Annotated in this window: 14 protein-coding genes; 5 read left to right on the forward strand and 9 right to left on the reverse strand. The window is 35.7% G+C overall.

Annotated features, from left to right (window positions below):
- Positions 1–32 precede the first annotated feature (32 nt).
- The 4 genes from PQO00_RS17375 to PQO00_RS20360 all read right to left on the reverse strand — a co-directional run bounded on the left by PQO00_RS17375 (position 33) and on the right by PQO00_RS20360 (position 1624).
- On the reverse strand, positions 33–626 hold the full coding sequence (locus PQO00_RS17375; protein ID WP_274186129.1) for a Crp/Fnr family transcriptional regulator: 594 nt from the start codon (positions 624–626) through the stop codon (positions 33–35).
- A gap of 1 nt (position 627) precedes the next feature.
- On the reverse strand, positions 628–1074 hold the full coding sequence (locus PQO00_RS17380; protein WP_274186130.1) for a DinB family protein: 447 nt from the start codon (positions 1072–1074) through the stop codon (positions 628–630).
- Between the two features lie 101 nt (positions 1075–1175).
- The gene (locus tag PQO00_RS17385) at positions 1176–1469 is read right to left on the reverse strand and encodes an FKBP-type peptidyl-prolyl cis-trans isomerase (RefSeq protein WP_337992857.1); all 294 of its coding nucleotides are present in this window, start codon (positions 1467–1469) and stop codon (positions 1176–1178) included.
- On the reverse strand, positions 1466–1624 hold the full coding sequence (locus PQO00_RS20360; RefSeq protein WP_337992858.1) for a hypothetical protein: 159 nt from the start codon (positions 1622–1624) through the stop codon (positions 1466–1468). Before PQO00_RS20360 ends, PQO00_RS17385 begins: the two co-directional genes overlap by 4 nt.
- A gap of 128 nt (positions 1625–1752) precedes the next feature.
- On the opposite strand from PQO00_RS20360, the gene PQO00_RS17390 reads away from it, so the two are divergent.
- A complete protein-coding gene (locus PQO00_RS17390) occupies positions 1753–2961 on the forward strand; it encodes a multidrug effflux MFS transporter (RefSeq protein WP_274186131.1) in 1209 nt (402 codons plus the stop codon).
- A gap of 594 nt (positions 2962–3555) precedes the next feature.
- Here the strand turns inward: PQO00_RS17390 and PQO00_RS17395 are convergent.
- Positions 3556–5322, reverse strand: a complete 1767-nt coding sequence (locus PQO00_RS17395; RefSeq protein ID WP_274186132.1) for an ABC transporter ATP-binding protein — start codon at positions 5320–5322, stop codon at positions 3556–3558.
- 237 nt (positions 5323–5559) lie between these two features.
- On the opposite strand from PQO00_RS17395, the gene PQO00_RS17400 reads away from it, so the two are divergent.
- Complete coding sequence (locus PQO00_RS17400) at positions 5560–7476, forward strand: DUF294 nucleotidyltransferase-like domain-containing protein (RefSeq protein ID WP_274186133.1); 1917 nt, start codon at positions 5560–5562, stop codon at positions 7474–7476.
- Complete coding sequence (locus PQO00_RS17405; protein WP_274186134.1) at positions 7477–8142, forward strand: 3'-5' exonuclease; 666 nt, start codon at positions 7477–7479, stop codon at positions 8140–8142.
- Positions 8143–8393: 251 nt separating this feature from the next.
- Here PQO00_RS17405 and acs read toward each other — a convergent pair whose 3' ends face one another.
- From acs to PQO00_RS17425, 4 genes are all read right to left on the reverse strand, one after another.
- A complete protein-coding gene (gene acs, locus PQO00_RS17410; protein WP_274186135.1) occupies positions 8394–10301 on the reverse strand; it encodes an acetate--CoA ligase in 1908 nt (635 codons plus the stop codon).
- Positions 10302–10790: 489 nt separating this feature from the next.
- Positions 10791–12488: a sodium:solute symporter family protein gene (locus PQO00_RS17415; RefSeq protein ID WP_274186182.1), complete on the reverse strand. Its 1698-nt coding sequence runs from the start codon at positions 12486–12488 to the stop codon at positions 10791–10793.
- Between the two features lie 19 nt (positions 12489–12507).
- Positions 12508–12762 (reverse strand): DUF4212 domain-containing protein, encoded by a 255-nt coding sequence (locus PQO00_RS17420; protein ID WP_274186136.1) that lies wholly within the window; start codon positions 12760–12762, stop codon positions 12508–12510.
- Positions 12749–14137 (reverse strand): sodium:alanine symporter family protein, encoded by a 1389-nt coding sequence (locus PQO00_RS17425; RefSeq protein ID WP_274186137.1) that lies wholly within the window; start codon positions 14135–14137, stop codon positions 12749–12751. Before PQO00_RS17425 ends, PQO00_RS17420 begins: the two co-directional genes overlap by 14 nt.
- 790 nt (positions 14138–14927) lie before the next feature.
- Here PQO00_RS17425 and PQO00_RS17430 point away from each other — a divergent pair.
- Positions 14928–15302 (forward strand): TfoX/Sxy family protein, encoded by a 375-nt coding sequence (locus PQO00_RS17430; RefSeq protein WP_274186138.1) that lies wholly within the window; start codon positions 14928–14930, stop codon positions 15300–15302.
- A gap of 28 nt (positions 15303–15330) precedes the next feature.
- Positions 15331–16452, forward strand: a complete 1122-nt coding sequence (chrA, locus tag PQO00_RS17435) for a chromate efflux transporter (RefSeq protein ID WP_274186139.1) — start codon at positions 15331–15333, stop codon at positions 16450–16452.
- Positions 16453–16754 lie beyond the last annotated feature (302 nt).

Here is a 16754-nt window from a genome sequence, read left to right on the forward strand (position 1 = left end):
TTATCAAAAAATGTTAATCTAGTTTAACTTTTTTATTGTTCAAATATAAGTTCACTCTTAATTTTACTTAAAAACTCCTTGGTAATCCCCAAATATGAAGCAATCATATATTGAGGAATCCGTTGTTCTATTTTGGGATACTGATTTCTAAAATAAATATATCTGTCTTTTGCCGATAGGCTAAAACTTCTAACAATACGTTTTTGTGATGCTATAAATGCCTTTTGTATAATTTGTCTAAAAAAACGTTCCAACTTTGGAATGGCGGCATATAAATCTTCAATAACATCATAAGAAAACATGATCAGCTCCGTATTTTCTATGCATTGAACATTATAATCGGCAGGGGTTTGCGCAATAAAGCTTCCCATATCTGCAGTCCACCAATCTTCTATAGAAAACATAACGATATGTTCCTGTCCTTCATTATCCATATGAAACATTTTTGTACAACCCGATATTACAAAGCATTCGTATTTACAAACATCTCCCTGTTGAACAATAAACTGACCTTTTAAATATTTTCTATAAGTTACCTTAGAGAGAAGTATGGCTTCCTCTGCTTCTGTTAAAGAAACATACCTGCTAATATATTCTAATAGTGCCCGACCTTTTTCTTTAATCATATTATGAATCCATTAAACGTTTATGGTAATTTATTTGCCCTAAATGATACGATAAATGAGTTGTTAAATGAACCAAAAAATATTCGGTACTCATAGGTTCCTTAAAAAGGACTAATGGATATTGTTTTTCTAAATCTGCGGCTGATAATTTCTCCAAGACATTTTCAACTAAATCAATGGTATCATCTACTTGCTGTAACAATTCTGTTTTCGAGACATTCTTGAGTGAAAACTCAAGATCTCTTTGCCTTATATAACCAGAATGGCCAAGTATGGCTCCTATAAAATGATTAAGGTTACCAACAATATGTAAACATAAATTACCTGCCGAATTGGTAATTTCCTTATCTACAAGCCACAAATTTTCTTCGTTCTTATAGCCCTCTATTTCAATCTTAAGTTTATTAAGATCTCTAGTAAAAATTTCAACCAAAGTTTCAGTAAGCATATTTTATTGATATTTTAGTAAGATAAGTGGACGAATAATTAAATTATTTTTGTTTTTAAAAAATACGGTTAATCTTATCGAACGCATTTAGTATATCCTCCCTAATTTACAGAAATGAGATTAATATCAAAAATAAGAACAGCGCCTCCAGGAATACTTCCTCTTCCAGAATGACCATAAGCCAAATGAGATGGTATTAAAAGTTTACCGTTTCCTTCTTCTTTAAAATATGTCATACCTTCTGTCCAACCTGATATAACTTGCTGTAAACCAAACGAGATCCCTTCTGCATCACTTTGATCAAAAACAGTGCCATTGGTAAAGTAACCTTTATAGGCTACTGTGACATTAGACGTTGCATTAGGCTTAACTCCTGTCCCTTCAGTATCAATCACATAATAGAGTCCTGTTTCACTTTTTTAGCAACTAAATTATTTTCAGCAATATAATCGGTGATTTCTTTATCATTTAAAGCCGTATAATCTTTTTCATCATCATTACTACAAGAAGCAAAAAGACATAAAACCATAACAAGTACCACGTATTTCATAATTTACTTTTTTGATGTAAATATAGCAAACACCTATACCTTACATATCATAAAAAAATCATAAAAATTATGAATATTGTAACACTAGAATTTAAGCTTTACAACTTTATATAAACTACTTTTGCCTCATGCAAAAACCAAACAATAAATTCAAATTAGAATTTGTAGCATTAATGGCATCACTCATGTCTATTGTTGCTTTATCAATAGATGCGTTATTGCCAGCGCTTCCAAAAATTGGAAGTTCTTTAGGTATTACCAATGTAAATGACAACCAGTTGTTAATTACTATGATTTTTTTAGGATTGGGATTTGGTCAGCTTATTTTTGGTCCTTTATCAGATAGCTTTGGCAGAAAACCAATAGTATATATAGGGTTTATTGTATTTATAATTGCCAGTATTATTTGTGTGACTACCAAAAGTTTTGAACTAATGATTATTGGTCGCATACTTCAAGGTATCGGGTTATCTTCTCCAAGAACTTTAAGCATCGCTATTGTAAGAGACTCTTATAGTGGTAATTATATGGCCAAAATCCTATCTATTGTTGTGATGGTTTTTATTTTAGTTCCAGTAATAGCTCCAACATTAGGGCAGTTTTTGCTCAATTTTTATAATTGGGAGTCTATTTTCTATGTGAATTTAATTTATGGGCTTTTAGTCATGCTTTGGTTTTGGAAACGGCAACCTGAAACCTTACCAAAGGAAAAACGCATAAAATTTACATCGCACCAATTCATCGATGGTGCCAAGGAGTTTATAAAATATAAAGATGCTGTGGCTTTCACGCTTATTTCTGGTTTTATAACGGGATCGTTTATGGTATACCTAAGTACCTCTCAACAAATTTTTCAAGAGCAATATAACTTAGCGGATATGTTCCCTTATATTTTTGCAAGCTTGGCGATATCTATTGGACTGGCAACTTATTTAAATAGTGTTTTTGTTGTAAAATACGGGATGTGGCGTATTGGATACTTAGCGACTGTAGCCTATGCTATTATCTCTGTTTTGTATATCGTTTTATTTTGGTCTGGAGACAATCCAAGTATCGGAATCTTAATAAGCTTTTTTGCTTTGCAATTCTTTTCGGTTGGTTTTATTTTTGGAAACTTAAGAGCTTTAGCCATGCAACCCTTAGGCCATATCGCTGGTATAGGTGCCGCTATTAATGGCTTTGTTTCTACAATTATGGCCGTACCCATAGCAAACTATATTGGTAGTTTTGTTAAAGATTCTGTATTACCGCTATTTATTGGTTTTTCAATTTTTGGTGTATTGTCTCTTTTAACTTTTATTCTTTTAAAAAGCAAAAAAACACCCTCTACTGTTTAATCCCCTGTAATGCCATTTACAATTTGAATGCTGTATAAACTCATTTAAAGGAATACTTTCACGACAGACAGACGTTATTATATCGTATTATAATTGAACTGCTTCCCCTCTTTAGCAGAACTACCGTGAGTATACATCTTTAAAAAAGACACGAATGGCACAAATTCACACGAATCCAATACTTTATGGTATAGATTGGACACAGCATGAATATGAATCCCTAGACTATATAGGCTTGAAATCTGTCAATAGTCTGAATAATTTGTGAAAATTTGTGCCATTCGTGTCCAATCTTTTTTTTGTGCATTATTTGTGTACTCACAGTAGTTTAGCAGAAGCGGGATGAATTTTTCGACCTTAGGAAAAGAAAGGGGTGTTTGACGAATTAAACATGTAAAGAACACTTTAAAAACAAACCCTCCGGCTGTATGTTACCATATACAGCCTCCTCCCATTTTAGCTAAAAAGGGAGGAACATGTCTCGGTCAAGCCATTGGTACAAAGTAGAAACTAATTAACCTGGAGTGATTATTTGTATTATTTGTGGGTACACCGTAGCTTACCGACTCAGGCAGGCCCGGGGAATTCTTTAGATTAAATCTTGGCTTGATACGTGTATAAATCATAATATCTGCCATTTAAGGCAATCAACTCATCATGTGTACCTCGTTCTACAATATGCCCAGCTTCAATGACTAGAATTTGATCTGCTTTTCTAATAGTACTCAATCGGTGGGCAATAACGATAGTGGTCCTGTTTTTAATTAATTCCCCTAAACTCTTCTGGATCAAAGCTTCACTTTCTGTATCCAGACTAGAAGTTGCTTCATCTAAAATAATAATTTTTGGATCTGCTAAAATAGCGCGTGCAATGGCCAATCGTTGTCGCTGACCTCCAGATAACTTGACGCCTCTTTCTCCAATTAAAGTTTCCAGACCATCCTCAAAACGATCTGTGAACTCATTTACGTAGGCCGCTTTTACAGCATTTTGTAATTCAGCCTCTGCGGCATCTGGTCTTGGGAACATGATATTTTCCCTAATAGTGCCCTCGAATAAAAACTCATCTTGCAGAACCACACCTAAATACTGGCGGTAGGTTTTTAATTTTACTTTAGACAGGTCTTGATTATCTATAGTTACCTTTCCTGATTTCGGATTTAAAAACGAAGCGGACAAACTTGCTATGGTCGATTTACCCGACCCCGAACTTCCAACTAAAGCCGTTGTTGAACCTGCTGGCGCTTTAAAACTAATATGATGTAATACTTCTTTACCTTCCTCATAAGAAAATGATACATCGTTAAAAACAATATCGCCCTTTATGGTTTCCAGTTGAATGGTTCTTTCCTTATCATCTTCTTCTGCAGTCATATTCATAAGCTCTTCTGTTCTATCCAAACCTGCTAAAGCTTCTGTTAACTGACTTCCAATATTGCTCATCTGTACTATAGGCGCGATCATAAATCCTAAAATGAGCGTAAAGAACAAAAACTCACCGGTGGTCATCTCACTTTGCATCATATAGTAACCTCCTATTGCCATAATTCCTGTGGTAGCAACACCTATTAAAAAAGTTGAAGAACTGGTCATTATAGCTGTAGCCGTTAAGCTCTTCTTTACATTTTGAAATAACCTGTCGACCCCTTTTTCAAAAATCCTGTTTTCCTGTGTTTCGGCATTAAAGGCCTTAATGACACGAACACCAGCCAAAGTTTCGGTAAGCCTCCCTGTAACTTCTGCATTTATTTTACCTCGTTTTCTAAAAACAGGTCGAATATATTTAAAGGCCCTAAGGGCAACATATCCAAATATAGAAAGCGGTACAAATACAAAAAGTGTCATCCACGGATTCAGTTTTATTAAAATAACCAAAGACACAATGGCCGTAAAGGAGCCGCCTACCAACTGCACCAAGCCTGTACCAATAAGATTTCGAACCCCTTCAACATCGCTCATAATACGCGATACCAAAGCACCCGATTTGGTGTTATCGAAAAAACCAATAGGCAATGAGAGGACTTTTTTCTGTACTTGCACCCGTAATTCACTAATTAAATATTGGGCTTGCACACTCAATATCCGTGTTAGTAAAAACGACGTAAGCGCTTGTACTAAAATAGCACTTAAAACAATGGCTATTAAATTATATAACAGCCCCATATCTTTACTTGGCACGACCTCGTCCAACAATACTTTACTTTGCCAAGGCAAAACTAAACCTGCCAAACTTCTAATAACTATTAAAACCAAACCAATAAACACCAAGTTACGCCTTGGCCATATAATGGTCTTAAAGGCTTGCGACATAGTTACTTTATTTTTGGTTCTGGTTTTTGGAGTGTTCTTGAGGTGTTGCATCGAAATGATTTTAATCAATAATACCTAGTTGAGTATAAGTATAGATTGCTAAATTAACTAATCTTTATTACGATTCATATTTAATAAGATCCAATTATAAAGCTAATAGATTTATTATATTCGTACACTCATTATATTGTTGGTAATTGCCACGAATCAATGGATACAATAACTAATAAAGTATATACCCCAAATAAGCATAGATATTAAAAATACTTATGAGCAAAAGAAAAGTTTATGAAGAACTCTATAGCTGAACGTGTTGTTGATTTTTTAAATGGCTATCCGCCTTTTTACATGCTTTCTAATAAAACTTTATTAGAAATTGCTACAGAAGTTACCATTATTTATTTAGAAAAAGGAGATACTCTATTTAAAAAGGATGATACTTGTCACAATAATTTTTACATAGTACGGGACGGCGCCATCAATCTATATTACACCCATGATGGTGTTAAAAACATTATGAATATCCATGACACTGGTGATGTTTTTGGTTTGCGCCCACTTATAACTAAAGAACCGTATAAATTAACCGCTACTGCTAATGAAGAATCTATAGTCTATGCCATACCCATTGCTGTTTTTCAATCTGTGACAGATTACAATACCCAGATTCAGAAATATTTAATTACAGCGTTTGCATCTAATGCTTACGATCCCTATTCAGCAGAAATCGCTGGTAAAATTTTTGTTGATTATTTACCCAATAAGTCTCAAGACATGGTAAATTTCCAAACAGCAAACTATACAAAATCCCCTATTATCTGTACTATGGAGTCCTCTTTAAAAGAGGCCGCAAAAAAAATGAGTACGCACAAAATTGGCTGTATCGTGGTGGTTGATAATGAAAAAAAACCAGTTGGCATTATTACCAATAGCGATATTAAAAATAAAATAGCTACAGGACTATTCCCTATAGAGACCCCCGTAACCGATATTATGAGTTCCCCTGTTATAACAGAAAAAAAAGGTTTAACCATAGCGGATGGACAAATGCAAATGATAAAACATAGTATTGGGCATTTGTGTATTACTAAAGACGGTACCGTTAATTCTAAACTTATTGGCGTTTTAACCCACCACGACGTTTTGGTGACCTTAGGTAATAGTCCTACCGTGATACTTAAGGAGATAAAAAGAGCCAAGCGAACTAAAAAACTACGTGCAGCCAGGCTTAAGGGAAACTCTTTATTAAAAAGTTATATAGAACAAAACATACCCATTTCCCACATTATAAATGTGATTTCCCAAATTAACGATGCCGTTACTGTTCGAGTTATTGAATTAGCTCTTAAAAAAATGCCCACTGTGCCTCCTGTGGCCTTTTCTTGGCTTGCCTTAGGAAGTCAAGGACGTAAAGAGCAGTTACTTTTTACAGATCAGGATCATGCTCTGGTATTTGAAGATGTACCGAAAGAACACTATGAAGAAACCCAAAACTATTTTTTACAACTTGCCAAATTGGTGACCAAATCCTTAAATAAAATTGGATTCGAATATTGTAAAGCCGATATGATGGCTAGCAATCCTGAATGGTGTAAATCTTTAACAGCATGGAAAACTCAATTTAAAAATTGGATTTTAAAACCTGATGAAAAAGCCGTTTTATTATCTTCTATATTTTTTGACTATAACTGTGTTTATGGAAACAAACAATTGGTTAACGACCTTACGGATACCATTTTTGCAACTTTAGAAGAAACGAATCTATTTTATAAATTTTTAGGGCGTGACGCCATTAAAAGCCCCTCTCCCCTTGGTTTTTTTAAACAATTTTTAGTAGAACAAAATGGGGATCAAAAAGAGCTTTTCAATATTAAAAGTAGAGCACTAATGCCCCTTATTGATGCGGCCAGATTACTCATCTTATCTAAACAAATAAAAGGGGTTAACAATACCAGTGAACGTTTTGAAAAATTAGCAGAGCTCGAACCTCAAAACAAGGAATTACACGAATCCTGTTCTTATGCCTTTAAAGCACTATCCAAATTTAAAACCAAGCAAGGCCTGTTACATGGTAATTCTGGTAAATTTATAGATCTGGAAACCTTAACTAAGGAAGAAAAACTAAAACTTAGACGGTGCTTTAAGCCTATCCAAAAAATTCAGGAAACTTTAAAAATCAGATTTGACTTAAAAAACTTTATTTAAATGATTTTAAAATGGTTTCATAAAAACAAAAAAGACTACCCGGATTTTTGGATGGATTATATGGATAGCTTTAAAAATTTTAAGAAAAGTCCGATTGAAGAAACCCGCTTTATCGCCTTTGATACCGAAACTACTGGTTTTGATAAAAAAAATGATAGAATCCTGTCTATTGGAGCTGTGACTTTTATAGGTAAATCCATTCATGTAAATGATAGTTTGGAACTCTATTTAGAACAAGAAATCTTTAACCCGGAAACCGTTAAAATTCATGGGCTAATGAAAAAAAACGCTTTAGAAAAAGTGACCGAACTTGAAGCTATTAAACTATTTTTAGCCTATATAAAAAATGCCGTTTTAATAGCACATCATGCTAATTTTGATAAAAATATGGTGAATGAAATGCTGGCAAGACATGGCCTTGGGAAACTACAGAACAGTTTTATTGATACGGGTCATTTATTCTATAAATCGAAACATATTATTTATCGAGAGCATTTAAAAAAACATGACACATTAGACGATTTATGCAAAGAGCTTAATGTTCCAAAAGTAGATAGGCATACCGCTAATGGGGATGCCTTAATAACAGCTATTGTTTTTCTAAAAATTCTATCGCGACTGGATAAACGCAAAAACCTGCAATGGGAATATTTATTGAATGAATAGCTCCATAGTCTTTTATATAGTCAAACCAAGGTAAAATGTCGTTCGAAGCTTTTTTTTAAATCAGAAACAATAGTATCTTATCGATTGTTTTTTCAGTTATTTTAGACCTGTCAGGTTTTAAAACCTGACAGGTCTTCTGGGTTGTAAATAAAAATGATTTTTTATAATGATTTAGCTATAACTTCAATGATACCTGTCCTTAATGGTTTTTCTTTATGAATGCCTCGTGAGCTTGCTCCGAGGTCGTATACCTAAAGCGCATTATCCATAATATCCTGAACCACTTCCGGATTTAAAAGTGTGCTTGTATCCCCTAAGTTACTAGTGTCTTTATGAGCAATTTTTCTCAAAATACGTCTCATAATTTTACCGGAACGTGTTTTTGGTAGGCCTTTTGTAAATTGAATCTTGTCCAGTTTTGCAATAGGACCGATATGTTCGGTAATAATCTGATTGATTTCTTTACGCAAATTATCCTGGTCTCTCGTTTCACCTACATCCTTTAAAATGACATAACCATATAAGGCATTTCCTTTTACATCATGTGGAAAGCCTACAATGGCAGATTCCGCAACTGCTGGATGTTCGTTAATAGCATCCTCAATAGGTGCTGTTCCTAAATTATGACCAGATACAATAATGACATCGTCCACACGTCCCGTAATCCTGTAATAGCCTACATCATCCCGTAGCGCACCATCTCCCGTAAAATACATGTTTTTATATGCTGAAAAATATGTGTCCTTATAACGTTGATGATTTCCCCAAATGGTTCGTGCCATACTTGGCCATGGGAATTTTATACATAAACGGCCATCTATTTGGTTTCCTTTTAATTCGTTTCCATCTTCATCCATTAAAGCGGGCTGAATACCAATAAACGGTAAGGTGGCATAGGTTGGCTTTGTTGGTGTTACAAACGGAATGGGCGTAATCATAATACCGCCTGTTTCAGTTTGCCACCAAGTATCGACTATAGGGCTTTTCTTTTTACCAACATTGTCATTATACCAGTGCCATGCTTCTTCGTTTATCGGCTCTCCTACAGATCCTAAAACTTTAAGCGTTGATAGATCATATTTTTCAACCAATTCTAAACCTTGTTTAGCCAAGGCACGAATAGCAGTTGGAGCTGTATAAAATTGATTCACTTTATGCTTTTCTATAATCTCCCAAAAGCGTCCAAAATCCGGATAACTCGGTACGCCTTCAAACATAATCGTAGTCGCTCCATTTGCTAAGGGACCATAAACGATGTAACTATGCCCGGTAATCCAACCAATATCGGCAGTACACCAATAGACATCATCTTCTTTATATTGAAACGCATTTTTAAATGAATAAGCCGTATAAACCATATAACCGGCAGTAGTATGTACCATCCCTTTAGGTAGCCCGGTTGAGCCTGATGTATAGAGTATAAATAAAGGATCCTCAGCATTCATAAGGGCTGCCTTACAGTCTGTTGAAGCTGCGTCTAGAAGTGGTTGCAACCATTTATCACGACCAGATTTCATATCAATATCGGAATGAATACGCTTAGCTACCAAAACCGTTTCAACACAGGTACATTCATTTAAGGCTTCATCAACAATCCCTTTTAAATCAATTGTTTTGGCGCCTCTATAAGATCCATCACTGGTAATAACCATTTTACAATCACTATCATTAATTCTTGTTGATAATGCTGTTGCCGAAAAACCTGCAAATACTACCGAATGGATCGCCCCTATTCTAGCACATGCCAAAACTGCAATAGCCAATTCTGGGATCATTGGTAAATAAACACATACACGGTCCCCTTTTTTTATGCCTTGGTCTTTTAACACATTGGCAAACTTATTAACTCGTTGGTGCAATTGGGTATAGGTAATATGCTCAGCATCTTCTTTCGGGTCATTTGGCTCAAATAAAATAGCCGTTTTATTACCACGAGTTGCTAAATGTCTATCAATACAGTTTTCAGTAATATTTAACTGTGCTCCTTCAAACCATTTGACTTCAGGCTTAATAAAATCCCAACTAAGTACATGATCCCATTTTTTTTGCCACATAAAATGCTCTTCTGCAACTTCTTCCCAAAAATTTTCTGGTTCTCTTACCGATTTTCTATAAACCTGATAGTACTCTTCTAAATGCTTTATGTGATAATTACTCATGTGTATTGTTTTAGTTTTGGTGTATAAAAATAGAAAAAATAAGTCATAATTTATCACTTATCCATAAAAAAGTGCTCGAGCACATTTTTTAACATTTAAGTATAAAAATACCAAATGGATTTTAAAATATGGTTAATAATTCATTTATATCGCACACATATTTTATAATAAAACAGCGATGTCGCTTAAGCTTAATGTCATATTCCTTAAACAAATTCAGCAGATGTTGCAGGATGGCAAGTAGATCTCATTTTCACCTTCATATAGTTGAATCAAGATAAAATAGAATGAGCAGACCTGACAGGTTTTAAAACCTGTCAGGTCTCTTAAACTTCTACAAAACACAAGTACAGGCTATGTCAAATCATTATGATTTAGCTATATCATAGCTAATTATTAAAGTTTAATTCCAGCAACTTATTTATAAAATCAATATTATAATTAAAAAATAGACGAAGTATTCAATGTGACAAAATAAAATAAACGACTTCAATGTGTAGCTTCCCCTGCTCCACTCGGGATTCTAATATTTTCCACAATATCCTGTACTTCTTCAGGAGGTGCTGGTGTAAACTTCATGATCGTTATGGACACAACAAAGTTTAAAATCATAGCTACAGTACCAAATCCTTCTGGAGAAATACCAAACCACCATGCACTCTTATCCGGCACCACATCATCAAACCAACCTAGTTTGTATTTAATCATATACAATAACATAGAAGTAATCCCTACAACCATACCTGCAATAGCCCCTTCTTTATTCATACGTTTATAGAAAACACCTAAAATAATAGCGGGGAAAAAAGATGCTGCGGCGAGCCCAAAAGCCAAAGCGACAACTGCGGCCACAAAACCTGGTGGATGAATCCCAAAATATCCCGCTACACAAACGGCACCAACTGCCGATAAACGTGCAGCAACTAATTCTCCTTTTTCTGAAATGGAAGGTTTTATAACCTTTTTAATTAAATCGTGGGATACCGAAGCAGAAATAACCAATAATAAACCTGCTGCAGTAGATAAAGCTGCTGCCAAGCCTCCTGCTGCCACTAATGCAATCACCCAACCTGGTAAATTTGCGATTTCCGGATTTGCCAGTACCATGATATCCCTATCAACAACCAGCTCATTTTTAGAGGCATCTGCTACATATTGAATCCTACCATCATTATTCTTATCAGTAAACGTAATCAACCCTGTTGTTTCCCATTTTTTAAACCATTCTGGAACACCGCTATATGGTTGGTTTGATACGGTTTCAATCATATTTGTTCTGGCAAAAACAGCCACTGCTGGGGCTGTTGTATATAAGATAGCAATTAACAATAAAGCAATTCCTGCAGACTTACGGGCATCTTTAACACGTTTTACGGTGAAAAAACGAACAATGACATGGGGCAAACCTGCTGTTCCTACCATAAGCGCTAGCGTTATCGCAAAAACATCGATCAACGATTTAGAACCCTCTGTATATTCGGTAAAACCAAGCTCGGTACTTAAGCCATCTAGCTTATCTAACAAATAGGTTCCAGAACCATCTGCTAATTTGCCTCCAAAACCTAATTGCGGAATCGGATTTCCTGTCATTTGAATAGATATAAAAATGGCAGGCACCATAAAAGCAAAAATAAGGACACAATATTGAGCTACCTGAGTATAGGTGATTCCTTTCATCCCCCCCAAAACGGCATAAAACAATACGATGATCATCCCAATAATAACACCTGTATTAATATCAACTTCCAAAAAACGGGAAAATACAATACCAACACCTCGCATTTGCCCAGCAACATACGTAAAGGACACTAATAAGGCACAAAACACAGCGACAAGCCGTGCCGTTTTTGAATAATATCGATCGCCTATAAAATCCGGCACCGTAAATTTTCCAAATTTTCGTAGATAAGGTGCTAACAGTAAGGCCAGCAATACGTAACCACCTGTCCACCCCATTAAATAAACAGCACCATCATAACCGGCAAAAGATATAATCCCCGCCATAGATATAAAAGATGCCGCACTCATCCAATCGGCTGCGGTTGCCATACCATTTGCCAATGGGGATACACCGCCACCTGCGACATAAAACTCTTTTGTAGAACTTGCTCTAGACCAAATAGCAATACCAATATAGATGGCAAACGTAATACCGACAAAAATATAGGTCCAATTTTGAACGTCCAATGGCGCAACCAACATCATACTACTCATCATAACCATATTTTTTATCAAGTTTATTCATAAGACGAACATATACAAATATGAGGATGACAAACACATACATAGATCCTTGTTGTGCAAACCAAAAGCCTAGTTTAAAGCCTCCTAATTTAATGTTATTAAGAACGTCCTTAAATATAATTCCTGCGCCATAAGACACTAGAAACCATACCAACAATAGTATAAGCACATATCTTATGTTTTCTTTCCAATAGGCTTTCGCGTTACTTTTCGTCATGATTATTTTTGATTAATTGGTTACTATATTTTTTAAATTCCTTAACAACCTTAGACCCCAAAATTAATGTTGCTATCATGGTTGGAACCGCCATAAGGGCAAAAGTGCCATCAATTAAATTTAACATCACACTAAAAGGGGCCGTAGCAGCTAATATAATGCTTACAATATAAATGTAATTATAATAGTGTTTTTTCTCTGCACCTATTAAAAACGACATACATTTTGTACCATAGTATGCATAAGAAAATAATGAGGACACACTAAAGATCAAAACACAAAGCATGAGTAAATATTTACCATAAACGGGCATAGCATGGGTAAATGCAGCCGCTGTTAAACTAACGCCATTATCTGAGGTTGTTTCCCAAACACCTGTTACTAAAATAGCCAAAGCTGTTAATGTACAAACAACCAATGTATCTATAGCGGGGCCTAACATGGCCACTAAACCTTCACGCACGGGTTCATCCGTTTTTGCTGCACCATGTGCCATGGGGGCTGTTCCTATACCAGCTTCATTCGAAAAGGCACCACGACGAATTCCCAATAAAATAAGTGCTCCAAGTACGCCTCCTAAAAATGGTTCGTCTGTAAAATGATTAGCGGTAAAAGCATCAGTGAAAATCATCATAAAATATTTAGGAACCACCTCATAATTAGAAATTAAGATAAATAAGACCAGCAGAAAATACAATAACACCATAGAGGGCACCATTTTAGAAGCGGCATGACTAATACGTTTTAATCCACCAAGAATAACTACCGAGGTCGACGAGACCAAAACCAAGGCAATGATGAGATTAGACCTTAAATCAACGGCAACGCCATTTGGTATTAATATAATATCATTTATGGCCTGTGTTAATTGATTCACATTAACTACAGGTAATGCGCCTATCATTCCAAAAAAACTAAACACAATAGCTAAAGGTTTCCAATGTTTCCCCAGGCCTTCCATAATAAAGTACATAGGGCCTCCTTGTAAGTCGCCTTTACTATCTTTTCCTCGATACATAATGGCCAAAGTGGAAGTAAAAAACTTGGTCGACATCCCAACAATAGCACTCACCCACATCCAAAACATCGCGCCAGGACCACCTACAGAAATCGCTACCGCTACACCTGCAATATTGCCCATACCTATCGTAGAAGAAAGCGCAGTCGTTAAGGCTTTAAAATGACTAATCTGCCCAGGATCGTCAGGATCGTCATACTTACCCCGTAATACTTCAATAGCATGACCAATAAACCTAAATGGTAAAAACCTTGACAGTATTAATAGGTACAATCCGCCTCCAATAAGCAGTACTACTAAAGGCAATCCCCAGGCATAATCTGAAAAAGATTTAACAATTTGTTCCAATCGATTCATAATTCCTTGTTAGTTGAATTTATAAATGTATTAAAACTATGTCGATTAATAATGATCGTTATGAATACCTTTTGAATGAACCTACCGTGTATATACCTTTTTAAAAAAGACACGAATTGCACAAATTTTCACTAATGAGAATGTTTAAAAAGTCTTTATAATTTGATATGTCAGGTTGAGTACTTCGATAAACTCAGCATAGGCTCTGTCGAAACCTATTGTTGATTATCAGTGATTTAAAACATTTCGACTTTAGTTTATGCTGAGCGCCCGCCTGCCGGACGGTCAGGGAGCCGAAGTAAATCAATGTGACATAGCCTTTACTTTTTAGACCTTTAAGCCTATGCAGGCTGGGAGTTCGTGTTCGTTTTGAGCCAATCACGCCATAAAGTATTGGATTCGCATTAATTAGTGTCATTCGTGTCCAAACTTTTTATTATTCAATATTTGTATGAATACGATAGTTGAAAGAACGGGGTGTGACCTATCGCTTTTAGGATAATCTCGCAAAGACGCAAAGGAAATATCGCCAACTATTATTGATATACTGTTTATTGATATACTGTTTATTGATAATTGAATTCGTAAATCTCTTAAAGTATGTCGGCTGGTCATTACCGCAATGGGCTCTTTTTAAATCAATCGGGCTTGATAAACCTCTGAATGTTGTGTGGGTCTCGCAAAGACGCAAAGGAAATACTGCTAACTATTATTGAATTATATTTATTGCTAGTTGAATTCACAAATTGTATTAAATTTACTCTAAGTTCAATATTTAAAACAAACCCCGATGGCTTACGACGAATATTTAGCAGATAGAATACGGCAACAACTCCTGGAAAAACGAGCGGTCTTTACGGAACTTAAAATGATGGGAGGTTTATGTTTTAAGGTCGATAATAAAATGCTTTGCGGGATTCACTTAGATAAAAAATACGGGGATCATTTATTAATGGCCCGTGTTGGCGAATCTGTATATGAAGCGGAGCTTGACAAACCGGAATGTTTGCCCATGGACTTTACGGGGCGCCCCATGCGAGGGTATATTTTTGTAACACCTGATGGTTTTGACACTGAAGACGACTTGTCGTATTGGTTGGATTTATGCATTGCTTTTAACCCATTGGCAAAGGCCAGTAAGCCAAAGAAGAAGAAAATCAAATAATACGCTATATATCCTTGAACATCACAACATGTCCAAAAAAACGAAACCCATAGAAATTGCCAAACTATTTTTAAAATTAGGCAGTATCGCATTTGGTGGCCCTGCTGCTCATATAGCTATGATGGAAGATGAGGTGGTTAAGAAAAGAAAGTGGATGACACAAGAACACTTTCTCGATCTTGTTGGTGCCACCAACTTAATTCCAGGGCCTAACTCTACGGAAATGACCATGCACTGCGGACATGAACGCGCTGGGTGGAAAGGTTTATTAGTCGCTGGAATTTGCTTTATTTTTCCAGCGGTTGTTATTACTTCTGTATTGGCGTACCTCTATCAGGAATATGGTCAGTTACCAAAAGTAGAACCTTTTATTTATGGTATTAAACCTGCGGTTATTGCCATTATTTTAATGGCAGCTTTCCGTCTTGGCAAAAAGGCCATTAAAAATACAGAGCTAGCTATCTTAGGTAGTGCCACCTTAGCGGCCTGTGTATTTGGAGTCAATGAAATAGCAGCACTTTTTGGTTGTGGCTTACTGGGTTTAGCACTTTATTTTATCAAAAAAAAAAGCAGCAACTTAAACAGTTTTATACCGCTTTTAATATTTCAGGCAACGGATCCATTAAAAATAGGGGGGCTAAAAATATTTCTTACCTTTTTAAAAGTGGGTGCTATTTTATACGGCAGCGGTTATGTGTTATTTGCTTTTCTCGATACCGAATTGGTTGCAAACGGATGGTTAACAAGACAGGCACTCATTGATGCGGTTGCCATCGGACAGATCACACCGGGCCCTGTTTTATCGACCGCTACATTTATTGGCTGGCAAATGCATGGTATTTGGGGTGCCATGGCTGCAACCATTGGGATTTTTCTTCCTTCCTTTCTTTTCGTCTTCATCTTAAATCCTTTGATTCCCAAAATGCGGAAATCAAAAATCATGAGGGCGTTTTTAGATGCCGTTAACGTTGCGGCTGTTGCCTTAATCCTTACTGTCTGCATCAATATGATAAAAGATACGGTTACAGATTGGCGAACTGTTTTAATAGCAGTCGTTAGTTTAGTAGTCATTTTTGTTTTTAAGAAACTAAATAGTGCTTTTATTGTTTTGGGTGGCGCGGTGTTTGGGTTTTTGTTGAGTTTGATGTAAAACCCACTTAAGTATTAACACAGTATACAATACTAACAAAATAGCAGTAAAAGCAGGAGATAAAGATTCTCAAAAAGTTATTGAAATATTACAAAAACCCATATTTACAAAAGGATGCTTGGAGTTACAACTGGCAAAGGGTTTTATAAATACCCTAACCCTGCTTATAAAAGTGAAGGCTTTATTAAAATGTCCAGAATGTTCGAAAAATTAAAACGTGCTACAACAAAACGTATAAAATTTATAACAAATTTGTCTAAGATTTTGGCTGCAGTCTATTTTTTCTATTCGGTTTGTATTTA

It is taken from the genome of Flavivirga sp. 57AJ16, assembly GCF_028736925.1.
Taxonomy (GTDB): domain Bacteria; phylum Bacteroidota; class Bacteroidia; order Flavobacteriales; family Flavobacteriaceae; genus Flavivirga.

Excerpts from the sequence above, each read along its gene's own strand:
- PQO00_RS17375 (WP_274186129.1), bottom strand. The coding sequence starts at position 626 with ATGATTAAAGAAAAAGGTCGGGCACTATTAGAATATATTAGCAGGTAT.
- PQO00_RS17380 (WP_274186130.1), bottom strand. The coding sequence starts at position 1,074 with ATGCTTACTGAAACTTTGGTTGAAATTTTTACTAGAGATCTTAATAAA.
- PQO00_RS20360 (WP_337992858.1), bottom strand. The coding sequence starts at position 1,624 with ATGAAATACGTGGTACTTGTTATGGTTTTATGTCTTTTTGCTTCTTGT.
- PQO00_RS17390 (WP_274186131.1), top strand. The coding sequence starts at position 1,753 with ATGCAAAAACCAAACAATAAATTCAAATTAGAATTTGTAGCATTAATG.
- PQO00_RS17395 (WP_274186132.1), bottom strand. The coding sequence starts at position 5,322 with ATGCAACACCTCAAGAACACTCCAAAAACCAGAACCAAAAATAAAGTA.
- PQO00_RS17400 (WP_274186133.1), top strand. The coding sequence starts at position 5,560 with ATGAAGAACTCTATAGCTGAACGTGTTGTTGATTTTTTAAATGGCTAT.
- PQO00_RS17405 (WP_274186134.1), top strand. The coding sequence starts at position 7,477 with ATGATTTTAAAATGGTTTCATAAAAACAAAAAAGACTACCCGGATTTT.
- acs (WP_274186135.1), bottom strand. The coding sequence starts at position 10,301 with ATGAGTAATTATCACATAAAGCATTTAGAAGAGTACTATCAGGTTTAT.
- PQO00_RS17420 (WP_274186136.1), bottom strand. The coding sequence starts at position 12,762 with ATGACGAAAAGTAACGCGAAAGCCTATTGGAAAGAAAACATAAGATAT.
- PQO00_RS17425 (WP_274186137.1), bottom strand. The coding sequence starts at position 14,137 with ATGAATCGATTGGAACAAATTGTTAAATCTTTTTCAGATTATGCCTGG.
- PQO00_RS17430 (WP_274186138.1), top strand. The coding sequence starts at position 14,928 with ATGGCTTACGACGAATATTTAGCAGATAGAATACGGCAACAACTCCTG.
- chrA (WP_274186139.1), top strand. The coding sequence starts at position 15,331 with ATGTCCAAAAAAACGAAACCCATAGAAATTGCCAAACTATTTTTAAAA.